Here is a 20,203-nt window from a genome sequence, read left to right as displayed (position 1 = left end):
CGCACTTTAATATTGGTTTTTCGCCTTAAACGCACGTTCCATCTCACGCTTCGCTTCTTTTTTCTTCAAGTCATCGCGTTTGTCGTAGTTTTTCTTACCCTTACCTAAACCTATTAATAGTTTTGCGTAGCCATCTTTAATGTACATTTTTAATGGGACAATTGTGTATCCCTCTTGTTTTGTTTTTCCTAGCAATTCGCTAATTTGCTTTTTGTGCAAAAGTAACTTACGAACTCGTAATGGGTCATGGTTAAAACGATTTCCTTGATCATACGGACTAATGTGCATGTTGTAAATCCATGCTTCCCCATGACGAATTTGTACGTACGAATCTTTTAATTGTACTTTGCCGGCACGAATGGATTTAATTTCAGTACCTTGTAGGACCATTCCTGCTTCGTATGTTTCTTCAATAAAATAATCATGGCTTGCTTTTTTATTTTGGGCTAATACTTTGCCTTGTCCTTTTGCCACAGCCAACACCTCACCATTCTAAAAAAGTCAGCACGTGTGCTCACTTTCACACTCTCTATTAGAAAATAATACATTTAAACAAAGAAATTGCCAAGTGCGAGATACCACTCACACTCGGCTATATGTTAGCGTTTTTTCTTCTTCTTTTTCGATTTTTTCGCAATGCCTTCATAAAACTTTTGCTTTTGTTTTACTTTGCGACCGCCAGTACCTGAACTAGATCCTTTGCCACTGCCGCCACCTTTTTTACGATCACGGTCACGACCATTTTCGCGATCTCGACGTCTGCTACCGCCACCTTCACCTTTTCGTCCAGCATGAATAACTTTCGGAGCCGCTTTACGAGTTCTACCATAAGATTGAACCATACCCACGATTTCAAAATCAATGGAAGACTCTTCAATTACGACATTGGCAACACGAACTCGTACTTCATCCCCAATTCGGAATTGACGGTTCGTATGTTCACCAATCATAATCATTTGGCGTTCATCGAAGTTGTAGTAATCATCCGTCATGTTCGTAATGTGAACTAGCCCTTCAACGGTATTCGGTAATTCCACGAAAATACCGAAGTTCGTAATCGAAGAAACAATCCCTTCAAACTCTTCACCGATTTTATCAGACATGTACTGTGCCTTTTTCAGTGCATCAGTATCACGTTCTGCATCGACTGCTCGGCGTTCACGCTCAGAAGTATGGTCTGCAATTTCATCCATCACTTGTCCCCATTTGAAAGTTGTTTCCTTCGACACATCCCCTTCAATTAAATACGTACGAATTAAACGGTGTACGATTAAGTCTGGGTAACGACGGATTGGTGATGTGAAGTGCGTATAGTAATCCGTTGATAAACCAAAGTGACCAATGGATTCAGGATAGTATTTCGCTTGTTGCATCGAGCGAAGTAACATCGTTGAAATCACCGGCTCTTCTGGCATCCCTTCAATGGCTTGAATAATCTCTTGCAATGCTTTCGGATGTACCGAGTTGCCTGTTCCTTTTACCACTAATCCAAAGTTTGTAACAAATTCAAAGAAGCGTTGTAGCTTTTCTGGTTTTGGATCTTCGTGAATACGGTAAATGAACGGCACTTGCATCCAGTGGAAATGTTCTGCCACTGTTTCGTTGGCCACTAACATGAACTCTTCAATTAAACGCTCTGAAACTGTACGTTCACGAAGCACGATATCTGTTGGCCAGCCATCTTCATCTACTAGCACTTTTGATTCTTTAAAGTCAAAGTCAATAGCACCGCGCTCCATACGCTTTTTACGTAAAATCGCAGCTAAATCCGCCATATCCTTAAACATTGGAACAAGCGGCTCATAACGCTTCATTAATTCTTCATCTTGTTCTTCCAAAATTTTATATACATCGCTATAAGTCATTCGCTCTGTTGTTTTAATGACACTTTGGAAGATTTCATGTTCAACGACTTGTCCATTTTGGTCAATTGTCATTTCACAAGATAACGTTAAACGATCGACTTGAGGATTTAATGAACAAATTCCGTTTGATAAACGATGAGGAATCATTGGAATTACTCGGTCTGTTAAATACACACTCGTTGCACGTTCATATGCTTCAGTATCAATGATTGAGCCTTCTTTTACATAGTAACTAACGTCAGCAATGTGAACACCTAGTTTATAGGTGCCATCCTCATTTTTCGTAACTGTTACAGCATCGTCCAAGTCTTTCGCATCGGCACCGTCAATTGTCACGATGACTTCATTTCGTAAATCACGGCGACCAATTAAATCTTGCTCTGTAATTTCATCTGGTACTTCCGCAGCAGCTTGTACGACTTCTGGTGGAAACTCAGGTGGAATGTCGTATTTATAAAGGATTGATAAAATATCAACACCTGGGTCATTCTTGTGGCCAAGGATTTTTGTAATAACCCCTGTTGCCGATTTAATATCATCCGGCCAGTTCACAATTTCAACCACAACTTTATGACCGTCTACTGCACCTAATGAATCCTCTTTCGTTACGAAGATATCCATATTCATTTTTTTATCATCAGGTACAACAAATCCAAATCCTCTATTTGCTTGGTATGTACCAACAAAAGTAGACTTGCCACGTTCAATAATCTTAATTACTGTACCTTCTCTGCGGTCACCGGATGTTTCTTTTAACACACGAATTAATACGATATCCCCATTCAGAGCACCGTTAATTTCATGTGGCGGGATAAATATGTCATCCATTCCCTCTTCATCTGGTGTTACAAATCCGAATCCTTTTGGGTGACCAATAAATTTACCTCTCAGTAAATTCATGCGCTCTGGTAGACCATAACGATTCGCCCGAGAACGAACTACTAACCCCTGATCTTCCATGCGTACTAACGTTTTAATGAGCTCTTTAAACTCTTCTGCATCTTCAAGCTGTAATTCTTGTTCTATTTCATCAACTTTTAACGGTTTATATTCATCAAGTTTCATTAAGTTTAATAACCGTTGTTGTAAATCTTGAGACATATAATTTCCCTCCTTCTACTCCCAATCTAATGATTCTAAAAAGTTTAGAATCAATTCGTGAAGTTGTTGCTTTTCTTTATCTAGCGTAATAACATGGCTAGATTCTTCAAACCATTTAATTTCTTTTTGTAAGGATTCCACTTCTGTGTATATAGTATGAGCAGAATTGGGATCAATAATTTCATCATTTTTTGATTGCACGACTAGAATCGGCGCGTAAATCATATCCAGTTCACTGCGCACATCGACAATCAGTTGTTGTAATTCCGGCAAAGAAGGCATTCCCTTTGCTCGAATCTCTTCTATTTCTTGTTCGATTTGATCCTCTTTTTTTCCTTCAAATCGTTTGTAATCATATGCATATTTAATAACGCCTTCGAACATTTTATCAGTAGTTCTCATCGTCATAGGTGAACACATCGTAACAATCCCTTTTAAAGGTTTGTGTAGCGCCAGCTTTAATGCAAACACACCACCAAGGGATAATCCAGCAACGGCGATTTTCTCGTACCCCGCATTTTTTAATGTTTCATATCCTTGTAATACATCTTTCCACCAATCATCTGGTGACGTCACAATTAAATTTTCAGGTGGTACACCATGACCTTTATAGTGTGGCGCATGACTTGTGTAGCCATTCTTTTCAAGGAAACGCCCAAGCATCCGAACATCTGATGAACTGCCAGTAAATCCATGCAATAACAATACCGCGCGTTCTCCAGCTTCGAAAAAGAATGGTTTTAATTCTGCATTTCGCATAGTTCCCTCCATTATCTTTCGTTCATCTCATTGGCACATAATATGTTTTGATTCGTGAATATTTATGCTGACCATTAATTAGTTATACAAGAAAATTATGGTACTATAAGGTTAAAATAAAACACCTAACCTGTACTTGGTTAGGCGTTGGAATCTTGTTATGTTGTTAAAATTTAACGATTGCTAACGCTAAAAGAAAGAACAAAACTGCAAGAACAATAGTTATTCTATGTAAAACTAACTCCATACCTCTTGCTTTCTGTTTACCGAAAAGTTGTTCAGCTCCACCTGAGATGGCACCTGATAGACCCGCACTTTTACCTGATTGTAGTAAAACAACAACGATTAAACCGATGCTTACAATAATCAGTAATGTCAATAATACTGTATGCAATTACTCCACCTCCTGATTAGAAACTTCACAACAAAGTACAGTATATCAAATATAACCTGAAGTTACAATAATATGGTTGTATAGTTGTAATAAATATTTACCATATATTTTCATCTCTTTTACTTCTACTTTATAACTCTCTAATTGAAAGAAGTTATAAAATTTGCGAAATAAGATAAATATCAGCTTTTTATTTCACCTCTTCAAATTGTAAAGTATTTCCATTAAAATACAGGTTGAGGAGGTGAAAATTTGATTCTACTTGAACGAAAAATGCCCAATAAATTATCATTTGCTAATGCGCTTGTCAGGCGATTGAACAACAAACATGAACATTTTGACTATTATGTAAAACTAGCAAATCGATTACAGGCTGGGTACAAAGGCGAATTGTTTGTTGATCGCCTATTAGTTGAATTGACTAAACCTGAGAAGCATTTTTTTATTTTTAACTACGAGTGTATCAATGAATTTGGCTTTCCCCACCAAATCGATACACTTTTACTCTCTCCGGAATTTCTGCTCATTATTGAAATTAAAAATATCTCTGGACGAGTTGACTATGAAGAGGACAAACATCAGTTAACACGGACATTAGAGAACACTATAGAAAGTTTTACAAATCCCTTTGCTCAAATTAGAAGACATGGACAATATTTTTTTCGTCTCTTAAAAAGATTAAAGATTCCATTGCCAATTGAGTATGCAATTGTTAGTTCCAATCCATCAACGATTATTGGAAAAATACCAAAACATCCTCCATTTTTTCATGCGAGTGGCTTACAATTTTATTTAAATAAATTGGAGGCAAAATACAAACCAGTTGTTACTAACGAACAGTTAGTGGAACTCGCAAACTATCTAAATTCGAACTTAAAACGTTCCGAAGCAAAAAATCATATCGAACTTTGCCATATTAAAAAGGGCGTTTTGTGTGAAATATGTAATTATGAGTTTCAAATGCACTATAAAGCGGGAACATGGTGCTGTCCAAAATGCAGAGTTCGAAATAAGAAGGCCATCCTACAAGCCTTGGACGACTATCGGTTATTAGTAAATAACTATATTACAAATCAAGAATTTCGAGAGTTTTTCGGCATCGACTCAATGCATGTAGCTTCCAAACTTCTAGCTCGACTTGGACTCACTTCTGAAGGTGAAAAGCGTGGGAGACGATACCTGATTCCTGAAGATATTGTTAATAAAGGACCATTCTAGTTTGGGATGGTTCTTTATGTGTTTGTGGGGGATTTCTATTTTCTATTATTAGGGTGGATTTTTCTATTATGTATCCAGTTTTTTCTATTATTAGGTCTATTTCTTCTATTAATCACTCTAATTTTTCTATAATCTGAAGAGTTTCTATTATCAAGAGGAAATTTTCTATTATCGAAGAAAAATTTTCTATTATTGCCCTGTTTTCTTCTAATAATCCCCCAAAACCCCCAATAAAAAAAGGCCCTCAAGTTTCCCTGAGAGCCCATTAATTATCTTATCGTAGGTTATAGAATGATTTTAAGCCTAAGTATTGGCTAGTAGCACCAAGTTGGTCTTCGATACGAAGAAGTTGGTTGTATTTCGCAACGCGGTCTGTACGAGATGGAGCACCTGTTTTAATTTGACCAGCGTTCGTTGCAACTGCGATGTCTGCGATTGTAGCGTCTTCTGATTCACCAGAACGGTGAGAGATGACAGCTGTATAACCAGCGCGTTTTGCCATTTCGATTGCATCAAATGTTTCAGTTAATGTACCGATTTGGTTAACTTTGATAAGGATTGCGTTACCTACACCTTGCTCGATACCTTGAGAAAGTTTAGATGTATTTGTAACGAATAAATCGTCACCTACTAATTGAACGCGGTTTCCGATACGTTCTGTAAGAAGTTTGTGACCTTCCCAGTCGTTTTCATCTAAACCGTCTTCGATTGAGATGATTGGGTATTTAGAAGTTAACTCTTCGTACCAGTCAACCATTTCAGCAGAAGTTTTTTCTACACCTTCACCAGCTAATACGTATTTACCTTTTGCATCATCGTAAAGTTCAGAAGATGCTACGTCTAGAGCTAAGCGAACTTCTTCACCTGGTTTGTAACCAGCGCGTTCAATTGCTTCTAAGATAACTGTAATTGCTTCTTCGTTTGAACCTAAGTTTGGTGCGAAACCACCTTCGTCACCTACTGCAGTGTTGTATCCTTTTTCTTTTAATACAGCTTTTAATGTATGGAAGATTTCAGCACCGATGCGTAATGCATGACGGAAAGATTCTGCGCCAACTGGCATTACCATGAATTCTTGGATGTCTACGTTGTTATCAGCGTGAGCACCACCGTTTAAGATGTTCATCATTGGTACTGGTAATTGTTTTGCGTTTACGCCACCAAGGTATTGGTATAAAGGAATATCTAAATAATCAGCTGCTGCATGAGCTACTGCTAAAGATACACCTAGGATTGCGTTAGCACCTAATTTACCTTTGTTTTCTGTACCATCAAGTTCGATTAATGCATTATCAATTACTACTTGGTCAAGAACTGAGTAGTTGCCTTCTAATTCTTCAGCGATAATTGTGTTTACGTTTTCTACAGCTTTTAAAACACCTTTACCTACGTAACGAGTTTTGTCTCCATCACGTAATTCAACTGCTTCATATTCACCAGTTGATGCACCAGATGGCACGATCGCGCGACCAAACGCACCTGATTCTGTGAATACTTCTACTTCTACTGTTGGGTTACCACGAGAGTCTAACACTTCGCGAGCATATACTTGAGTAATAAATGGCATAAATAATCTCCCCTAATCTATTTTTCAACCTTAAAATAATGGCTTACCTGTCATTTCTTCGGGTTGTTTTACATTTAGTAATTTTAACATAGTTGGCGCTAAATCTGCCAAAATTCCACCATCTCTGACAACAATATCATTTTTTGTCACAATTACCGGAACTGGATTTGTTGTATGGGCTGTCATTGGTTCACCTTCAATTGTGACAACCTCATCGGAATTTCCGTGATCGGCTGTAATAATTGCAGCCCCACCCTTAGCTAGTATAGCGTCTACAACTTTTCCTAAACATTCATCTACTGTTTCAATCGCTTTAATTGTCGGTTCAAGCATACCACTGTGACCAACCATATCTGGGTTAGCGAAATTTAAGATGATGGCGTCAAACTTATCTGCTTCAATTTCTTTTAGCAGTGCATCCGTTACCTCATATGCACTCATTTCAGGTTTTAAATCATATGTAGCTACTTTTGGTGAAGCGATTAAAATACGCTCTTCACCTGGGAATTTTGCTTCACGGCCACCACTCATAAAGAACGTTACATGAGGGTATTTTTCAGTTTCAGCAATTCGCAGTTGAGTTAAACCATTTCTTGCAATGACTTCACCAACAGTATTTACTAAATCTACATTTTCAAAAGCAACATCTGCATGAACATCTACACTATAGTGAGTAAATGATACAAATTTTAAGTTTTTAGGATGCTTTTCTGAAAGTTTAAAACCAATAAATTGGTCATTTGTAAATACCGTTGAAAGTTGAATTGCACGGTCTGGACGGAAGTTGAAGAAGATTACTGCATCATTCGTATCAATTGTAGCTACTGGTTTTCCTTCTTCTGTAATTACAAATGGTTTTACGAATTCATCATACACTTCATTTGCATATGAAGTTTCAACACCCATTTTCGCTGATGCTGCAGTATGTCCAATTCCATCCACTAACGCTTTATATGTTAATTCAACACGTTCCCAACGTTTGTCACGGTCCATTGCATAATAACGGCCATGAATCGATGCAAATTTCCCTACGCCGATTTCATTCATTTTCTTTTCTGTTTCTTCAATATAGCCAACTGCTGTTGATGGTCCAACATCACGGCCATCTAAGAAACCGTGTACGAATACATCGTCAAGGCCATTTTCTTTGGCTAATCGTAATAGGGCAAAAAGGTGCTCGTAATGACTATGAACACCACCGTCAGATAGTAACCCCATTAAGTGCAATTTAGAATTATTTGCTTTTACATGTTCAACCGCTTGTAAAAACTTATCGATTTTAAAGAATTCGCCATCACGAATGGATTTGTGAATTCGCGTTAAACTTTGGTACACAATTCGGCCAGCACCAATGTTTAAGTGACCTACTTCAGAGTTACCCATTTGACCATCTGGAAGACCTACCGCTTCTCCACATGCAGTTAATGTAGAGTGAGGGTATTGCGCCCAGTAACGATCAAAGTTTGGCTTTTTACTTTGCGCTACTGCATTTCCGAATACTTCATCGCGAAATGCAAAGCCGTCTAAAATAATTAATGCAACAGGTTGTTTAGGCATTTTGACTTGCCGCCTCCAGTAATTTTAAATACGATGACACTTCTAAGCTTGCACCGCCTACAAGGGCACCATCGATATGTTCTTTCGATAACAATTCTTCAATATTTTCAGGTTTTACGCTACCACCATATTGTATACGGATTTCGTTTGCAGCATCATGTCCAAATAATTGACCGACTGTTTTACGGATAAATCCACAAACGTGATTTGCATCTTCTGCTGTAGCTGTTTTTCCTGTGCCAATCGCCCAAATTGGTTCATAGGCAATGACCATATGTTTTACTTCTTCAGATTTGAAACCTTCTAAAGCTTTTGTTACTTGGTATACAACTTTTGCTTCTGTTTTCCCCGCTTCTTTTTCTTCTAACGTTTCACCACAACAAATAATTGGAACGATTCCATGAGAAAGGGCTGCTCCTACTTTTTTGTTAATAGCTTCATCCGTTTCATTGAAATATTCACGGCGTTCAGAATGACCTAGTATGACATAATCCACATAAATGGAGGCTAATTGTGATGGGCTCACTTCTCCAGTAAAGGCGCCTTCATTTTCATAGTGCATGTTTTGTGCACCAATCGCTAAATCTGTTTCAGTAGCAATATCAACTAATGTTGGTAAATAAATAGCTGGAGCACAAATAACTGAATCTACTTTATCAGCAGAAGGAATTTTGTCGCGTACTTCTTCTGCAAACTCCACTGCCTCATCAAAGTTTTTATACATTTTCCAGTTTCCTGCAATAATTGGTTTACGCATGAATTTGCCTCCTTATTTATCGTTTAACGCTACAATACCAGGAAGTTCTTTACCTTCCATAAGCTCTAGAGAAGCTCCTCCACCTGTTGAGATGTGGTCCATTTTATCTGCTACATCAAATTTTTCTACTGCTGCCGCTGAGTCGCCACCACCGATTACTGTGTAGCCTTCTGTTTCTGCCATGGCATTTGCAACAGTCTTCGTACCATTTGCAAATGGTTCCATTTCGAACACACCCATCGGACCATTCCAAATAATTAATTTGGATTGTTTTATGATGTCTGCATATTTTTCAGCAGTTTTTGGACCAATGTCTAGACCCATCCACTCTTCTGGGATTTCATTAATATCTACAACTTTTGTTTGTGCATCTTTTGAAAATTCGTTCGCTACAACCGCATCCACTGGCATATGTAATTGAACGCCTTTTTCTTTTGCTCTTTCAATAAAGCCGCGCGCTAATTCAATTTTATCTTCTTCTAATAAAGATTTTCCTATTGAATGTCCTTGCGCTTTTACAAATGTGAAGGAAAGGCCGCCGCCGATAATGAGATGATCTACTTTATCTAGCAAGCTTTCGATAACACCGATTTTATCTTTAACTTTTGCACCACCGATAATCGCTGTAAATGGACGTTCAGGATTTGATAAAGCTTTCCCTAATACATCTAGCTCTCTTTCCATTAAAAGACCAGAAACGGCTGGAACATATTTTGCAATACCTTCTGTAGTAGCATGAGCACGGTGAGCTGCACCAAATGCATCGTTTACATAGATATCTGCTAATTTCGCGAAAGCTTTTGCGAGTTCTTCGTCATTTTTTTCTTCGCCTTTATGGAAACGGACATTTTCTAATAATACGATGTCGCCATCTTTCATTTCGGCAACTGTTGCTTCAACTGTTTCACCAATTGATTCATCTAGCTTTGTAACTGGTTGTCCAATTAATTCACTTAAACGAACACCAACTGCCGTTAAACGCATTTCTTCTTTTACTTCGCCTTTTGGACGACCTAAATGGGAAGCTAAAATAACTTTCGCTCCTGCATTTACTAGTTCTTTAATTGTTGGAAGTGCAGCACGGATACGCGTATCGTCTGTAATCTCCCCGTTTTCCATTGGTACGTTGAAGTCCACACGAACAAATACACGTTTACCTTTTACATCTACATCTTTCATCGTCTTCTTTAAAAACATTGAAGAAAACCCTCCTTCAAAATTTGCGAGTTTATATTATTTTCTCATTTATGCAATAGTTTATTGTAAGCTTAAAGCGTCTCCTTTTATTCTTACAATATTAGAAAAGCGAAGCGCGTTCGTTTAGTTCCGAAAACAACTGGAAGAATCGGCAAAAGGGCGCTTTTTGCCCTTGCAGACGATTCTGAAGTTGTCGAGGAGCTAACGCACGAAGCTAGACCATCGAAAAGCGAAGGTGGCTCGTTCAGGCTCGACACGCGCTGGAGACTCCGAACAAGAAGGCGCTTTTTGCCTTCGTAGGAGGAGTTGAAGCGACGCGAGAGCCTAGCCACCATAGCTGGACAATCGAAAAGCGAAGCGCGTTCGTTCACTTTAGAATTCAATTACGCTCGCACATTCTAGCTGATTAAAAAGAAAGAAGCGATGGGTATTTTTATCCCACGCTTCTTTTACCCTTAACCATTATAAATGGTAATAAATATAAAGGCTATACTTTTTATGCTAAATTAATGATTAATGTGGCATATTCTTAATAAGTATGTCACATTATTCTCTTATTTCGAACGTTGTGTAATATATAGAGCAAGATCCATTAATCGATTAGAATAACCGATTTCATTATCGTACCAAGCTAATACTTTGATCATGTTATTATCTAATACCATTGTTGATAAACCATCAACTGTAGATGAATGTTTATCACCATTATAATCGATCGATACTAATGGTAATTCGTTATAACCAAGAATTCCTTCTAGCGAACCGTTTGCCGCTTCTTTTAAAGCATTGTTTACTTCTTCTACTGTTACTGTTGTATTTAATTCCGCTACTAAGTCAACACATGATACGTTTGGTGTTGGAACACGCATAGAGAAGCCATCCAGTTTACCTTTTAAATGTGGTAATACTTTCGCAACAGCAACGGCAGCCCCTGTTGTTGTAGGAATCATTGAAACTGCTCCTGCACGTGCACGTCTTGGGTCACTATGCGGGAAGTCTAAGATTCGTTGGTCATTTGTATAGGAATGGATTGTTGTCATTAATCCACGTTTAATACCGAACTTTTCATCAAGTACTTTCGCTACTGGTGCTAAACAGTTTGTAGTACAAGATGCATTTGAAATAACTGTTTCAGATGGATTGTATTCTGTATGGTTTACCCCCATTACGTATGTAGGCATCTCACCTTTAGCTGGTGCAGATAAAATCGCTTTTTTCGCACCTGCTTGAACATGTTTTGATACATCTTCCATCGATCTAAAACGACCAGTAGATTCGATCACTATATCAATATCAAGTTCTCCCCATGGTAAGTTTGCAGGGTCTTTTTCGGATAATACTTGAACGCGTTTGCCATTTACGATAAATGCATTATCTTCTGATTGTACTTCTCCATCAAAAATACCGTGAATTGAATCGTATTTTAATAAATGAGCTAATTGATGTGCATCTGTTAAATCATTAACAGCCACAACTTCAAACTCACTGTGATTGATTGCCTCGCGAAATACAAGTCTTCCGATACGTCCAAATCCGTTAATTGCGATTTTAATAGCCATAGTTATTTCCTCCAATTTATATATTTAAGATTTCAAAAGACCACCCAATACAGTTTAGCCTGATGAAAACTTTATTAACCATTTAGAATTGCATTTGCAGCACCTTCATCTGTAATTAATACAGTATGTTTTGCTGCAATATTAAAGTAAGCTTGAATCGCTTTCGCTTTATTCGCCCCACCTGCAACAGCAATGATGTTACGACTTTGCTTTACTTGCTCCAATTGAATGCCGATTGTATTAATTCGATGAATGATTTGACCGTTTTCATCAAAGTAGTATCCAAATGCCTCTCCTACCGCTTGTTTGTCACGCAATAGTGAAATAATTTCAGGATTTGATTGTCTTCTTTCAGCCATTTCTTTCGCATTCCCAATACCATGGATGACAATTCGAACTTCATCGTATAAGTCGATAATTTCCTTAATAATCGGTTCTTTCATCATCGTTTCATAGGCTGTTTGACTTAAATGTTCTGGCAAATAGAGCGTTTTACTGTTGGCATGACATTTTGATGCAAATTGTGATACCAACGTATTTGCTTGAAAATCTAATTCATCCCCAATACTTCCTCGGGCTGCAATGAATGTTAAGCTGTCTAAAGATTTTACTGGTTCTAAAAAATGAGTTAATGCTGCAACGGTACTGCCACCTGTTATCGCAACATAATCATCTTTTTTTGCATGTTCTGTTAATAATGAGGCTGCTTCTTTTCCAATGAGGTGTTTAATATTTGCATCCTCATCTAAGTTGCCTGGTACAATAATAACTTTTTGAATCCCTAGAACTTTTGCTAATAATTTTTCCTTTTGTAATAACCCTGAAAGTTCTTGGAATACGTCTTTTAATTGATCTAACATTTCATTTCCAAGGGAAGTACAAATCATTCCCTTTGAAGTGATTTCAATCAATTGTTGATTTTTCAGATTTTCTATTTCGTTCCTGATAAATCTTTCAGTCATCTTTAATGAATCAACAATCGCCCTTCTTCCTATTGGACCTGACATCGAAATCATTTGCAAAACGCGATATCGAAGTTGAAATGTTGAAATCACTTCAGGAACTAATATTTCGAACGCCTTTTGGGAAAAATATTTGTTCAAATGTATTACCTTCTTTTCTTATCAGGACTTTTTTGCCCCACATATATAAAAATGTCCCAGAAAGGGTAAAAAAATACCCGATACCAATATTATACAACTTCTATCTATATTATTGAAGTGATTCGAGTAATGTTACATAATCTAAATTTCCATATTGCACAATTTCTCCATCTTTTTCGACAACAGGAATCATGAGCATGTATTTTTCATGGATTTCATCATCATCTTCAATATTAACCATTTCGATTTCAAATTCTACATCTTCTTGCACCAATTTTAACATCATTAAACCGTCAGTACATAATGGACAGTTCGGTCGACTATAAAATGTAACTTTCATCTTAAATTCCTCCTTTTTTAAGAATGACAAATTTCCATTGAATAATCAAATAAAATCTACACAAACTATATCGTGTACGTTTGTACGACTATTGAATTTGGAGGAATAAATAATGGAAAACCAATTTATGAATCAATCTCAGGGAATGCAAGGAAACATGCCAATGTCGATGAATCATGGTGCACATGAAGTGTTAGACGTTCATGAGGTACTAAGTGCAGCAATTGGCGCAATGAACACATTTATCTTTTTCCGTCCCCATGTTCAAGATCCAGAGCTTTTAAATATTTTGGATAGACAATACGCATTTATGCTAGATGAATACAATATTACGGCTGAGTGCTTCAAAACTGGCCAAGATCCAAGCCACCCAACTCGTTCTTATAAAATGCAAATGGGCAATGATTCAAAATACGGCTTATCACCAGGTCAACCAAAACAACCGATGCAATCAGCAAACGAAATTAACGACGGCATTATTTCAGGCTTCTTGTTAAGCTGCCACAAAATGGGTGCAGCAGGTAAAACGCAAGCTGCCCTTGAAGCAACAAACCCGGTAGTACGCCGTGTTTTACAAGATTCCATTCCAAACTGTATCGAAATGGCATACGAGCTATCACTATGGCAAAACAAACAAGGCCTATACCAAATCCCTCAACTAGCTCCACAAGATATGCAAACTATGCTTAACATGTACGGCATGGCACAAAAAGCGAAAGATATGCCGAACTAATTTAGAAAAGCGAAGAACGCTCGTTCAGCTCTGAAGACAACTGGAGGAAACGACAAGAGGAGGAGTTTCTGAAGTTGTCGAAGAGCTAGCGTTCGTAGCTAGACAATGTTGAGAACAAAAACCGGGCAAATTTTTGCTCGGTTTTTTTGTGCACAAGTCACAGTTATATCCGCACAAAATGTGATGCTAAGCGCACAAGAGCATAGATAAATGCACTAGTTATATTGCCAAGTGCACAAGAAGCAAATATAAATGCACAAGAGTTCACGGTTTTGTCCACATACATTTAGTTTTCGTCCAGATAATCCATCGTTTAGTCCATTCAACCTAGATTCGTCCACTTAATCTAATGTTTCGTCCATATGCTTAGTTTTCGTCCGGATAACCCATCGTTTAGTCCGTTCATTCTAGATTCGTCCACTTATTCTAATGTTTCGTCCACATATGCTTAGTTTTCGTCCGGATAACTTACCGTTTCGTCCACTCATTCTAAATTCGACCGCTTAATTCTAATTTTCGTCCGCATACACTTAATTTTCGTCCAGATAACATATCGTTTCGTCCATTCACCCCCAATCAGACCATTACAAAATAAAAAATCCATTCAACGGTTGTTATTCACAACCATCAAATGGATTCTACTTTTATAAAACTTTTCCTAAAAAGGCTTTTGTTCGTTCATTTTGTGGGTTTCCGAATAGTTGTTCAGGATCGCCTTGTTCAACGATGAAACCGCCATCCATGAATACCACGCGATCTGCAACTTCTCGTGCGAAGCCCATTTCGTGTGTTACGACAACCATCGTCATCCCTTCAAGTGCTAACTGCTTCATAACGTCCAATACTTCATTTACCATTTCTGGATCAAGTGCTGAAGTTGGTTCGTCAAACAGCATGACTTTTGGCTTCATTGCTAAGGCACGTGCAATTGCTACACGTTGTTGTTGACCACCTGATAATTGCTGTGGATAATTATCAGCTTTTGCACGTAGTCCAACTTTATCTAATAATTCCAAAGCTAATTTCTCAGCTTCCGGTTTTGACAATTTACGAATCAGCATCGGTGCCATCGTAATATTATCTAATACGGTCATATGTGGGAATAAATTAAACTGTTGGAAAACCATTCCTACTTCTGTACGAATATCGTTAATATTTGTTTTCGGATCGTTTACCTTTACCCCATCAATATAAATAGCACCATTTGTGATTTCTTCTAAAAGATTAATACATCTTAAAAAAGTACTTTTACCTGAACCAGAGGGACCAATTACACAAACTACTTCTTTTTCTTTAATTTCGTAGTCTATGCCTTTTAATACTTCTAGCTTATCAAAATGTTTGTGTAAATTTTCTACTTTAATCATGATGCAACCCGCCCTTCTTTTTTCTTACGCGGATTGTAACTATTACTAAATCTTCGTTCGACATAAGCAACAACTTTAGTTACTAGGTACGTTAAGATTAAGTATAAAAGTGCAGCGACTAAATAAGGTTCCCAGAAACGGTTATACGCCCCTGCTACAACCTTTGCTGCATATAAAATATCGTTTGCCGCAATAACTGTTACTAATGATGAATCTTTTAATAATGCAATAAATTCGTTTCCTAATGGTGGAATCATTCGACGGAAGGCTTGTGGTAAGATGATTTTTCGCATCGCTTGAGAATGAGTTAAACCAAGTGAGCGTGCAGCTTCCATTTGTCCTTTATCGATTGATTGAATACCAGCACGGATAATCTCTGCGTTATATGCTGCACAGTTTAAAATCAATGCTGTAATACCTGAAACCATAAATCCATACGATTGTCCAAAAATTGCTGGGATAAACGCTAAGTGAATAATTAAAATCTGTACCAACATTGGAGTTCCGCGAAACAGGTCTACGTACAACTTAGATGGCCAATAAATCCATTTTTTCTTTGAAGTTTCACCTAATCCGATTAAAACCCCAAGAATAATACCACCTACATAACCACTAATTGTAAGTAAAATTGTAATCCATATCCCACGTAAAAAAAGCTCACGGTAGTTCCAGATTATGTCCCAGCGCAACTCTAAGAAGTCCATCTGAAACACCTCCAAATTTTCTATTCTAATTCTTGACCAGTAATTTCTGCTAATTTACCATTTTCTTTAATTTTTTGTAGACCTTCATTTAATAGATCTAACACTTCAGTATTTCCTTTTTTCACCATGAAACCATAGTATTCTTTAGCAAATGCATCGTCTTCGATCACTTTAAGTTTTGCATCTGGGTTATTTTTTAAGTACTCAAATACTACTGCGTTGTCACCAATAGCTGCTTCTGAAGTTCCGTTAATCACTTCTTGAATAGCGATTGGTAAATTTTCATATGCCATAATATCTGGGTTAGTTTCACCAAGTAAATCTTTGGCTGCGATGTGACCAGTAGAGTTAATTTGAACTGATACTTTTTTACCTTTTACATCTTCAGCAGAAGTAATTGGAGAATCTTCTTTTACAACTAGCACTTGTGTTGCTTCAAAATATGGTTCAGTAAAATCAAAAGTTTCTTTACGTTCATCAGTAATTGTAATACCTGAAGCTCCTAAATCTAGTTCACCATTTTTTACTTGTTGGAATACTGGCTCCCAACCAACATTACGAATTTCATATTCAATACCTAGTTCTTCTGTCATTGCATCTAGTATATCTACATCAATTCCTACTACATTACCTTTATCATCCATATATTCAAATGGTGCAAAAGTAGCTTCTGTTCCTGCTACTAGTTTAGTAATTTTTTCACCTTCACCTGCACTACCAGTTGATGAGTCTGAGTCACTAGATCCACATGCAGCTAACATAAGTGAAGATGCAGTTAGAAGCATTCCTAATTTAAACATTCCTTTTTTCTTTAACATAGTTAGTCCCCCTAAAGTTGTTATAATGTTTGCAATATTCTTAGTTTCAAACCTAGTAATATATATAACAATTATATAAACATCGGAATTATTATACAACAAAAAATTTTCGAAATATATGTACTATTATTGAAAATAATTCCTACTTATACGATAAAAATTATACTTATTCGAGAAGAAAATATATATTTCGAAAAAATTTCATATATTCTACAAATAAAAAAAATTTTGCATAAATAAAAAAACAACCGTATAAAAATACGGTTGTACTATGTAATAGTATTTATTTTTTTAAAAAATTAGGAAAAAAATGTTTAAATGAATGAAATAAGGATAAAATGAATTGGTACAGTAATACATTTTATCCTTTATCTTCATTCCCTTTTAAAATTTATTAGGCTGCTAAACTAATAAATTCATAAAAGGTTTGCTATTATAATATATATTTTGAAACAGTAAAATGGCGCCCTCGGAGGGAATCGAACCCCCAGCGGAAGAACCGGAATCTTCTGTGTTATCCATTACACCACGAGGACAAAAATAAAATAAGTCTTACTCGTAACGCTAAGAAAAAACATGTACCCATACGAAGGTCAAAACCATAAAATTACGACTTTTCTATTATACAAGCACCTACACGACAATTCAACTATAAAGTTTATGGAATATACATTTAATTAGACTATTCAACTTTACGAACTCTTAATCATAAAACATGTAAATTAAGGAGTTTATATTTGACCTTTATTGACTATTCTGTGTATGATTATGTTACAGCTGATACATTTCAGCACGTAGCAATTTTATAAAACACCTTTATTAAGGAGGATATAACAATGAATTTAATTCCTACAGTTATTGAACAAACAAACCGCGGTGAACGTGCATACGATATTTACTCTAGACTTTTAAAGGACCGCATCATTCTTTTAGGTAGTGCAATTGATGACAATGTTGCAAACTCAATTGTTGCCCAATTACTTTTCTTAGCAGCAGAAGATCCAGAGAAGGATATCTCATTATATATTAACTCACCAGGTGGTTCTATCACTGCAGGTATGGCGATCTATGATACAATGCAATATATTAAGCCACAAGTTTCTACAATTTGTATCGGTATGGCAGCATCGATGGGAGCATTCTTACTTGCTGCTGGTGAACCAGGTAAACGTTTTGCTTTACCAAACGCTGAAGTAATGATTCACCAACCTCTTGGTGGAGCTCAAGGTCAAGCTACAGAAATCGAAATCGCAGCTAAACGTATTTTATTCTTACGCGACAAGTTAAACGGAATTTTAGCTGAACGTACTGGTCAACCATTAGAAAAAATCGCTCAAGATACTGACCGCGATAACTTCATGACTGCACAAAACGCAAAAGAATATGGTTTAATTGACCATATCATTGAACGCAGCTCTGATAAAAAAGAATAATATCCTATCAATTGGTGAAGAAATGAATTTTTCTTCACCAATTTTTTGTTTCGGCGCAGAAAAAGGTGGTGTCTCTTTCAGTGCAAGACATATCCCTTACGACTTTTTGCGCCTGTCGCTATGCTTTCGGCGCAGAAAAAGGAGGTGTCTGTATCATTGCAAGACATCTCCGTACATTAGGGTTGTTCTTACCTTTTTTGCGCCTGTCGCTATGCTTTCGGCGCAGAAAAAAGTGGTGTCTGTATTAGACACCACTTTTTTTGCGAGCGTTTTCAAAATAAAATACATTATTCTTCTTTTTCGATTAGAGTTGCTAGGCCTTTAATGGCTTCTGACTCATCTTTGCCATCAGCAATTAAAGTGACAGCTGTGCCTCTAGCGATAGCTAAACTCATAATACCCATAATGGATTTTGCATTTACTTTTTTCTCTTCTTTTTGTAAATACACTTCTGATTTATAGCGATTTGCCTCTTGCACGAATAAGGCTGCTTGACGTGCCTGTAAACCAGTTTTTAATTTTACTTCCACTGTGGTCTCAACCATTTACGATACTCCCTTTCATACCGATCATCTGTATAATATAATCTTATCTAAAATGTATGAAAAGAACAATCTTAGATTCCTACAAATTTGAAATATATTATTTTATCATTTCTCCACGTCTTAGTGCATCAGCAATTTCATCAATTTTTCGTAAGCGATGATTTACACCTGACTTACTTACTGTACCAGTTGATACCATCTCACCAAGTTCTTTTAATGTTACGTCCTGATATTCCACTCGTAATCTTGCAATTTCACGCAATTTTTCTGGGAGTTGATCTAATCCAATAGCATTGTCAATAAAACGGATATTTTCAACTTGTCGTATTGCTGCACCTATTGTTTTGTTCAGGTTCGCTGTTTCACAGTTTACAATACGATTTACGCTGTTACGCATATCACGGACAATTCGAACATCTTCAAACTTTAACATTGCTGTTGTAGCGCCAACAATCCCTAAGAAATCGGATATCTTTTCTGCTTCCTTTAAATAGGTCACAAATCCTTTTTTCCGCTCGATTGTCTTAGCATTAAGATTAAATTGATTCATTAAGTCAGCTAATGCTTCACCATGTTCTTTATATAAAGAGTATATCTCTAAATGATATGATGATGTTTCAGGGTTGTTAACAGAGCCACCTGCCAAAAATGCTCCGCGCAAATAAGCACGTTTCTGGTTTTTATTCCCTAATATCGATTTTGATATTGTATGATTCAATTGAAAATCTATTGACAAGATATCTAAATCAGATAGGATTTCACGAGCACCTTCACGGATACGACAAATGTATACATTATTTTTCTTTAATCGCATCTTTTTACGAACCAATAGCTCGACATTATAAGGATATAACTTTTTAACGATTGTATATAAACGTCTTGCAATCGCAGCATTTTCCGTTTGAACGTCTAAACTCAGTTGTCGATTAGTAAATGATAATGTACCATTCATTCGAATGAGTGCAGAAACTTCAGATTTTAAACTGGAATCATCAGCTTCTATTTGAGTTAATTCTTTTTTTGTTTCGGAAGCAAATGACATCTCTTCCCCCCCCTTTCAATATGTCGTATTGTCAAAACTTATATATATAAATCGCTAATAATCGTTGGTTTTACAGTCTTTTATGCAAAAAAACTTGCCACCCCCTGAATTTTGATGTTAGTTGAGGTTACCACACCACACAAC

The 20,203-nt window shown here is 36.8% G+C and carries 19 protein-coding genes and 1 tRNA gene; 3 read left to right on the top strand and 17 right to left on the bottom strand.

The genetic code is table 11. The annotated features are described in order from the left end of the window. Window positions 1-6: 6 nt before the first annotated feature. The 4 genes from smpB to secG all read right to left on the bottom strand — a co-directional run bounded on the left by smpB (window position 7) and on the right by secG (window position 4,119). Window positions 7-474 carry an SsrA-binding protein SmpB gene (gene smpB / locus D8M03_RS08960; RefSeq protein WP_121214431.1) on the bottom strand — a complete coding sequence of 156 codons (468 nt, stop codon included), beginning with the start codon at window positions 472-474 and terminating at the stop codon, window positions 7-9. A 125-nt stretch (window positions 475-599) separates the two neighbouring features. After that, on the bottom strand, window positions 600-2,966 hold the full coding sequence (gene rnr, locus D8M03_RS08955) for a ribonuclease R (protein WP_121214430.1): 2,367 nt from the start codon (window positions 2,964-2,966) through the stop codon (window positions 600-602). A 15-nt stretch (window positions 2,967-2,981) separates the two neighbouring features. Continuing rightward, window positions 2,982-3,725 (bottom strand): alpha/beta hydrolase, encoded by a 744-nt coding sequence (locus tag D8M03_RS08950; protein ID WP_121214429.1) that lies wholly within the window; start codon window positions 3,723-3,725, stop codon window positions 2,982-2,984. Window positions 3,726-3,891: 166 nt separating this feature from the next. Further along, entirely contained in the window at window positions 3,892-4,119 is a 228-nt protein-coding gene (gene secG, locus D8M03_RS08945; protein ID WP_121214428.1) for a preprotein translocase subunit SecG, read from the bottom strand. Window positions 4,120-4,371: 252 nt separating this feature from the next. Between secG and D8M03_RS08940 the strand changes: the two genes are divergently transcribed. Next, complete coding sequence (locus D8M03_RS08940) at window positions 4,372-5,337, top strand: nuclease-related domain-containing protein (protein WP_121214427.1); 966 nt, start codon at window positions 4,372-4,374, stop codon at window positions 5,335-5,337. Between the two features lie 274 nt (window positions 5,338-5,611). Here the strand turns inward: D8M03_RS08940 and eno are convergent, their stop codons facing one another. The 7 genes from eno to D8M03_RS08905 all read right to left on the bottom strand — a co-directional run bounded on the left by eno (window position 5,612) and on the right by D8M03_RS08905 (window position 13,417). Next, a complete protein-coding gene (gene eno, locus D8M03_RS08935) occupies window positions 5,612-6,904 on the bottom strand; it encodes a phosphopyruvate hydratase (RefSeq protein ID WP_121214426.1) in 1,293 nt (430 codons plus the stop codon). A gap of 30 nt (window positions 6,905-6,934) precedes the next feature. Beyond that, window positions 6,935-8,461 (bottom strand): 2,3-bisphosphoglycerate-independent phosphoglycerate mutase, encoded by a 1,527-nt coding sequence (gene gpmI / locus D8M03_RS08930; RefSeq protein WP_121214425.1) that lies wholly within the window; start codon window positions 8,459-8,461, stop codon window positions 6,935-6,937. Further along, window positions 8,454-9,218 carry a triose-phosphate isomerase gene (tpiA, locus tag D8M03_RS08925; RefSeq protein ID WP_121214424.1) on the bottom strand — a complete coding sequence of 255 codons (765 nt, stop codon included), beginning with the start codon at window positions 9,216-9,218 and terminating at the stop codon, window positions 8,454-8,456. The genes gpmI and tpiA overlap by 8 nt, the downstream gene beginning before the upstream one ends. A gap of 12 nt (window positions 9,219-9,230) precedes the next feature. Beyond that, a complete protein-coding gene (locus D8M03_RS08920; protein ID WP_121214423.1) occupies window positions 9,231-10,415 on the bottom strand; it encodes a phosphoglycerate kinase in 1,185 nt (394 codons plus the stop codon). A gap of 554 nt (window positions 10,416-10,969) precedes the next feature. Continuing rightward, window positions 10,970-11,974 (bottom strand): type I glyceraldehyde-3-phosphate dehydrogenase, encoded by a 1,005-nt coding sequence (gap, locus tag D8M03_RS08915; RefSeq protein ID WP_121214422.1) that lies wholly within the window; start codon window positions 11,972-11,974, stop codon window positions 10,970-10,972. A gap of 74 nt (window positions 11,975-12,048) precedes the next feature. Continuing rightward, window positions 12,049-13,077 carry a sugar-binding transcriptional regulator gene (locus D8M03_RS08910; protein WP_245987519.1) on the bottom strand — a complete coding sequence of 343 codons (1,029 nt, stop codon included), beginning with the start codon at window positions 13,075-13,077 and terminating at the stop codon, window positions 12,049-12,051. Between the two features lie 109 nt (window positions 13,078-13,186). Continuing rightward, window positions 13,187-13,417: a glutaredoxin family protein gene (locus D8M03_RS08905; RefSeq protein WP_121214421.1), complete on the bottom strand. Its 231-nt coding sequence runs from the start codon at window positions 13,415-13,417 to the stop codon at window positions 13,187-13,189. Window positions 13,418-13,529: 112 nt separating this feature from the next. Here D8M03_RS08905 and D8M03_RS08900 point away from each other — a divergent pair, with 112 nt between their 5' ends. After that, window positions 13,530-14,150 (top strand): spore coat protein, encoded by a 621-nt coding sequence (locus D8M03_RS08900; RefSeq protein ID WP_121214420.1) that lies wholly within the window; start codon window positions 13,530-13,532, stop codon window positions 14,148-14,150. A 644-nt stretch (window positions 14,151-14,794) separates the two neighbouring features. Here D8M03_RS08900 and D8M03_RS08895 read toward each other — a convergent pair. The 4 genes from D8M03_RS08895 to D8M03_RS08880 form a co-directional block, all read right to left on the bottom strand. Beyond that, window positions 14,795-15,517, bottom strand: a complete 723-nt coding sequence (locus D8M03_RS08895; protein WP_121214419.1) for an amino acid ABC transporter ATP-binding protein — start codon at window positions 15,515-15,517, stop codon at window positions 14,795-14,797. Continuing rightward, on the bottom strand, window positions 15,514-16,221 hold the full coding sequence (locus D8M03_RS08890) for an amino acid ABC transporter permease (RefSeq protein WP_121214418.1): 708 nt from the start codon (window positions 16,219-16,221) through the stop codon (window positions 15,514-15,516). Before D8M03_RS08890 ends, D8M03_RS08895 begins: the two co-directional genes overlap by 4 nt. 20 nt (window positions 16,222-16,241) lie before the next feature. Next, a complete protein-coding gene (locus D8M03_RS08885) occupies window positions 16,242-17,039 on the bottom strand; it encodes a basic amino acid ABC transporter substrate-binding protein (RefSeq protein ID WP_121214417.1) in 798 nt (265 codons plus the stop codon). A gap of 461 nt (window positions 17,040-17,500) precedes the next feature. Further along, window positions 17,501-17,575 (bottom strand) — tRNA-Arg (locus D8M03_RS08880). A 300-nt stretch (window positions 17,576-17,875) separates the two neighbouring features. Here D8M03_RS08880 and clpP point away from each other — a divergent pair. Next, complete coding sequence (gene clpP / locus D8M03_RS08875) at window positions 17,876-18,472, top strand: ATP-dependent Clp endopeptidase proteolytic subunit ClpP (RefSeq protein WP_121214416.1); 597 nt, start codon at window positions 17,876-17,878, stop codon at window positions 18,470-18,472. A 287-nt stretch (window positions 18,473-18,759) separates the two neighbouring features. Here clpP and D8M03_RS08870 read toward each other — a convergent pair whose 3' ends face one another. Both D8M03_RS08870 and whiA read right to left on the bottom strand, forming a co-directional pair. Beyond that, window positions 18,760-19,017, bottom strand: a complete 258-nt coding sequence (locus D8M03_RS08870; RefSeq protein WP_121214415.1) for an HPr family phosphocarrier protein — start codon at window positions 19,015-19,017, stop codon at window positions 18,760-18,762. A gap of 97 nt (window positions 19,018-19,114) precedes the next feature. Then, a complete protein-coding gene (whiA, locus tag D8M03_RS08865) occupies window positions 19,115-20,059 on the bottom strand; it encodes a DNA-binding protein WhiA (protein WP_121214414.1) in 945 nt (314 codons plus the stop codon). Between the last annotated feature and the right edge of the window lie 144 nt (window positions 20,060-20,203).

Source organism: Ureibacillus endophyticus, from assembly GCF_003628435.1.
Lineage (GTDB): Bacteria > Bacillota > Bacilli > Bacillales_A > Planococcaceae > Ureibacillus > Ureibacillus endophyticus.
Note: the sequence above shows the minus strand (reverse complement) of the source record. Positions and strands in the feature narration are given on the sequence as shown.

Excerpts from the sequence above, each read along its gene's own strand:
- rnr (WP_121214430.1), bottom strand. The coding sequence starts at position 2,966 with ATGTCTCAAGATTTACAACAACGGTTATTAAACTTAATGAAACTTGAT.
- D8M03_RS08950 (WP_121214429.1), bottom strand. The coding sequence starts at position 3,725 with ATGCGAAATGCAGAATTAAAACCATTCTTTTTCGAAGCTGGAGAACGC.
- eno (WP_121214426.1), bottom strand. The coding sequence starts at position 6,904 with ATGCCATTTATTACTCAAGTATATGCTCGCGAAGTGTTAGACTCTCGT.
- gpmI (WP_121214425.1), bottom strand. The coding sequence starts at position 8,461 with ATGCCTAAACAACCTGTTGCATTAATTATTTTAGACGGCTTTGCATTT.
- tpiA (WP_121214424.1), bottom strand. The coding sequence starts at position 9,218 with ATGCGTAAACCAATTATTGCAGGAAACTGGAAAATGTATAAAAACTTT.
- D8M03_RS08920 (WP_121214423.1), bottom strand. The coding sequence starts at position 10,415 with ATGTTTTTAAAGAAGACGATGAAAGATGTAGATGTAAAAGGTAAACGT.
- gap (WP_121214422.1), bottom strand. The coding sequence starts at position 11,974 with ATGGCTATTAAAATCGCAATTAACGGATTTGGACGTATCGGAAGACTT.
- D8M03_RS08905 (WP_121214421.1), bottom strand. The coding sequence starts at position 13,417 with ATGAAAGTTACATTTTATAGTCGACCGAACTGTCCATTATGTACTGAC.
- D8M03_RS08900 (WP_121214420.1), top strand. The coding sequence starts at position 13,530 with ATGGAAAACCAATTTATGAATCAATCTCAGGGAATGCAAGGAAACATG.
- D8M03_RS08895 (WP_121214419.1), bottom strand. The coding sequence starts at position 15,517 with ATGATTAAAGTAGAAAATTTACACAAACATTTTGATAAGCTAGAAGTA.
- D8M03_RS08890 (WP_121214418.1), bottom strand. The coding sequence starts at position 16,221 with ATGGACTTCTTAGAGTTGCGCTGGGACATAATCTGGAACTACCGTGAG.
- D8M03_RS08885 (WP_121214417.1), bottom strand. The coding sequence starts at position 17,039 with ATGTTAAAGAAAAAAGGAATGTTTAAATTAGGAATGCTTCTAACTGCA.
- clpP (WP_121214416.1), top strand. The coding sequence starts at position 17,876 with ATGAATTTAATTCCTACAGTTATTGAACAAACAAACCGCGGTGAACGT.
- D8M03_RS08870 (WP_121214415.1), bottom strand. The coding sequence starts at position 19,017 with ATGGTTGAGACCACAGTGGAAGTAAAATTAAAAACTGGTTTACAGGCA.
- whiA (WP_121214414.1), bottom strand. The coding sequence starts at position 20,059 with ATGTCATTTGCTTCCGAAACAAAAAAAGAATTAACTCAAATAGAAGCT.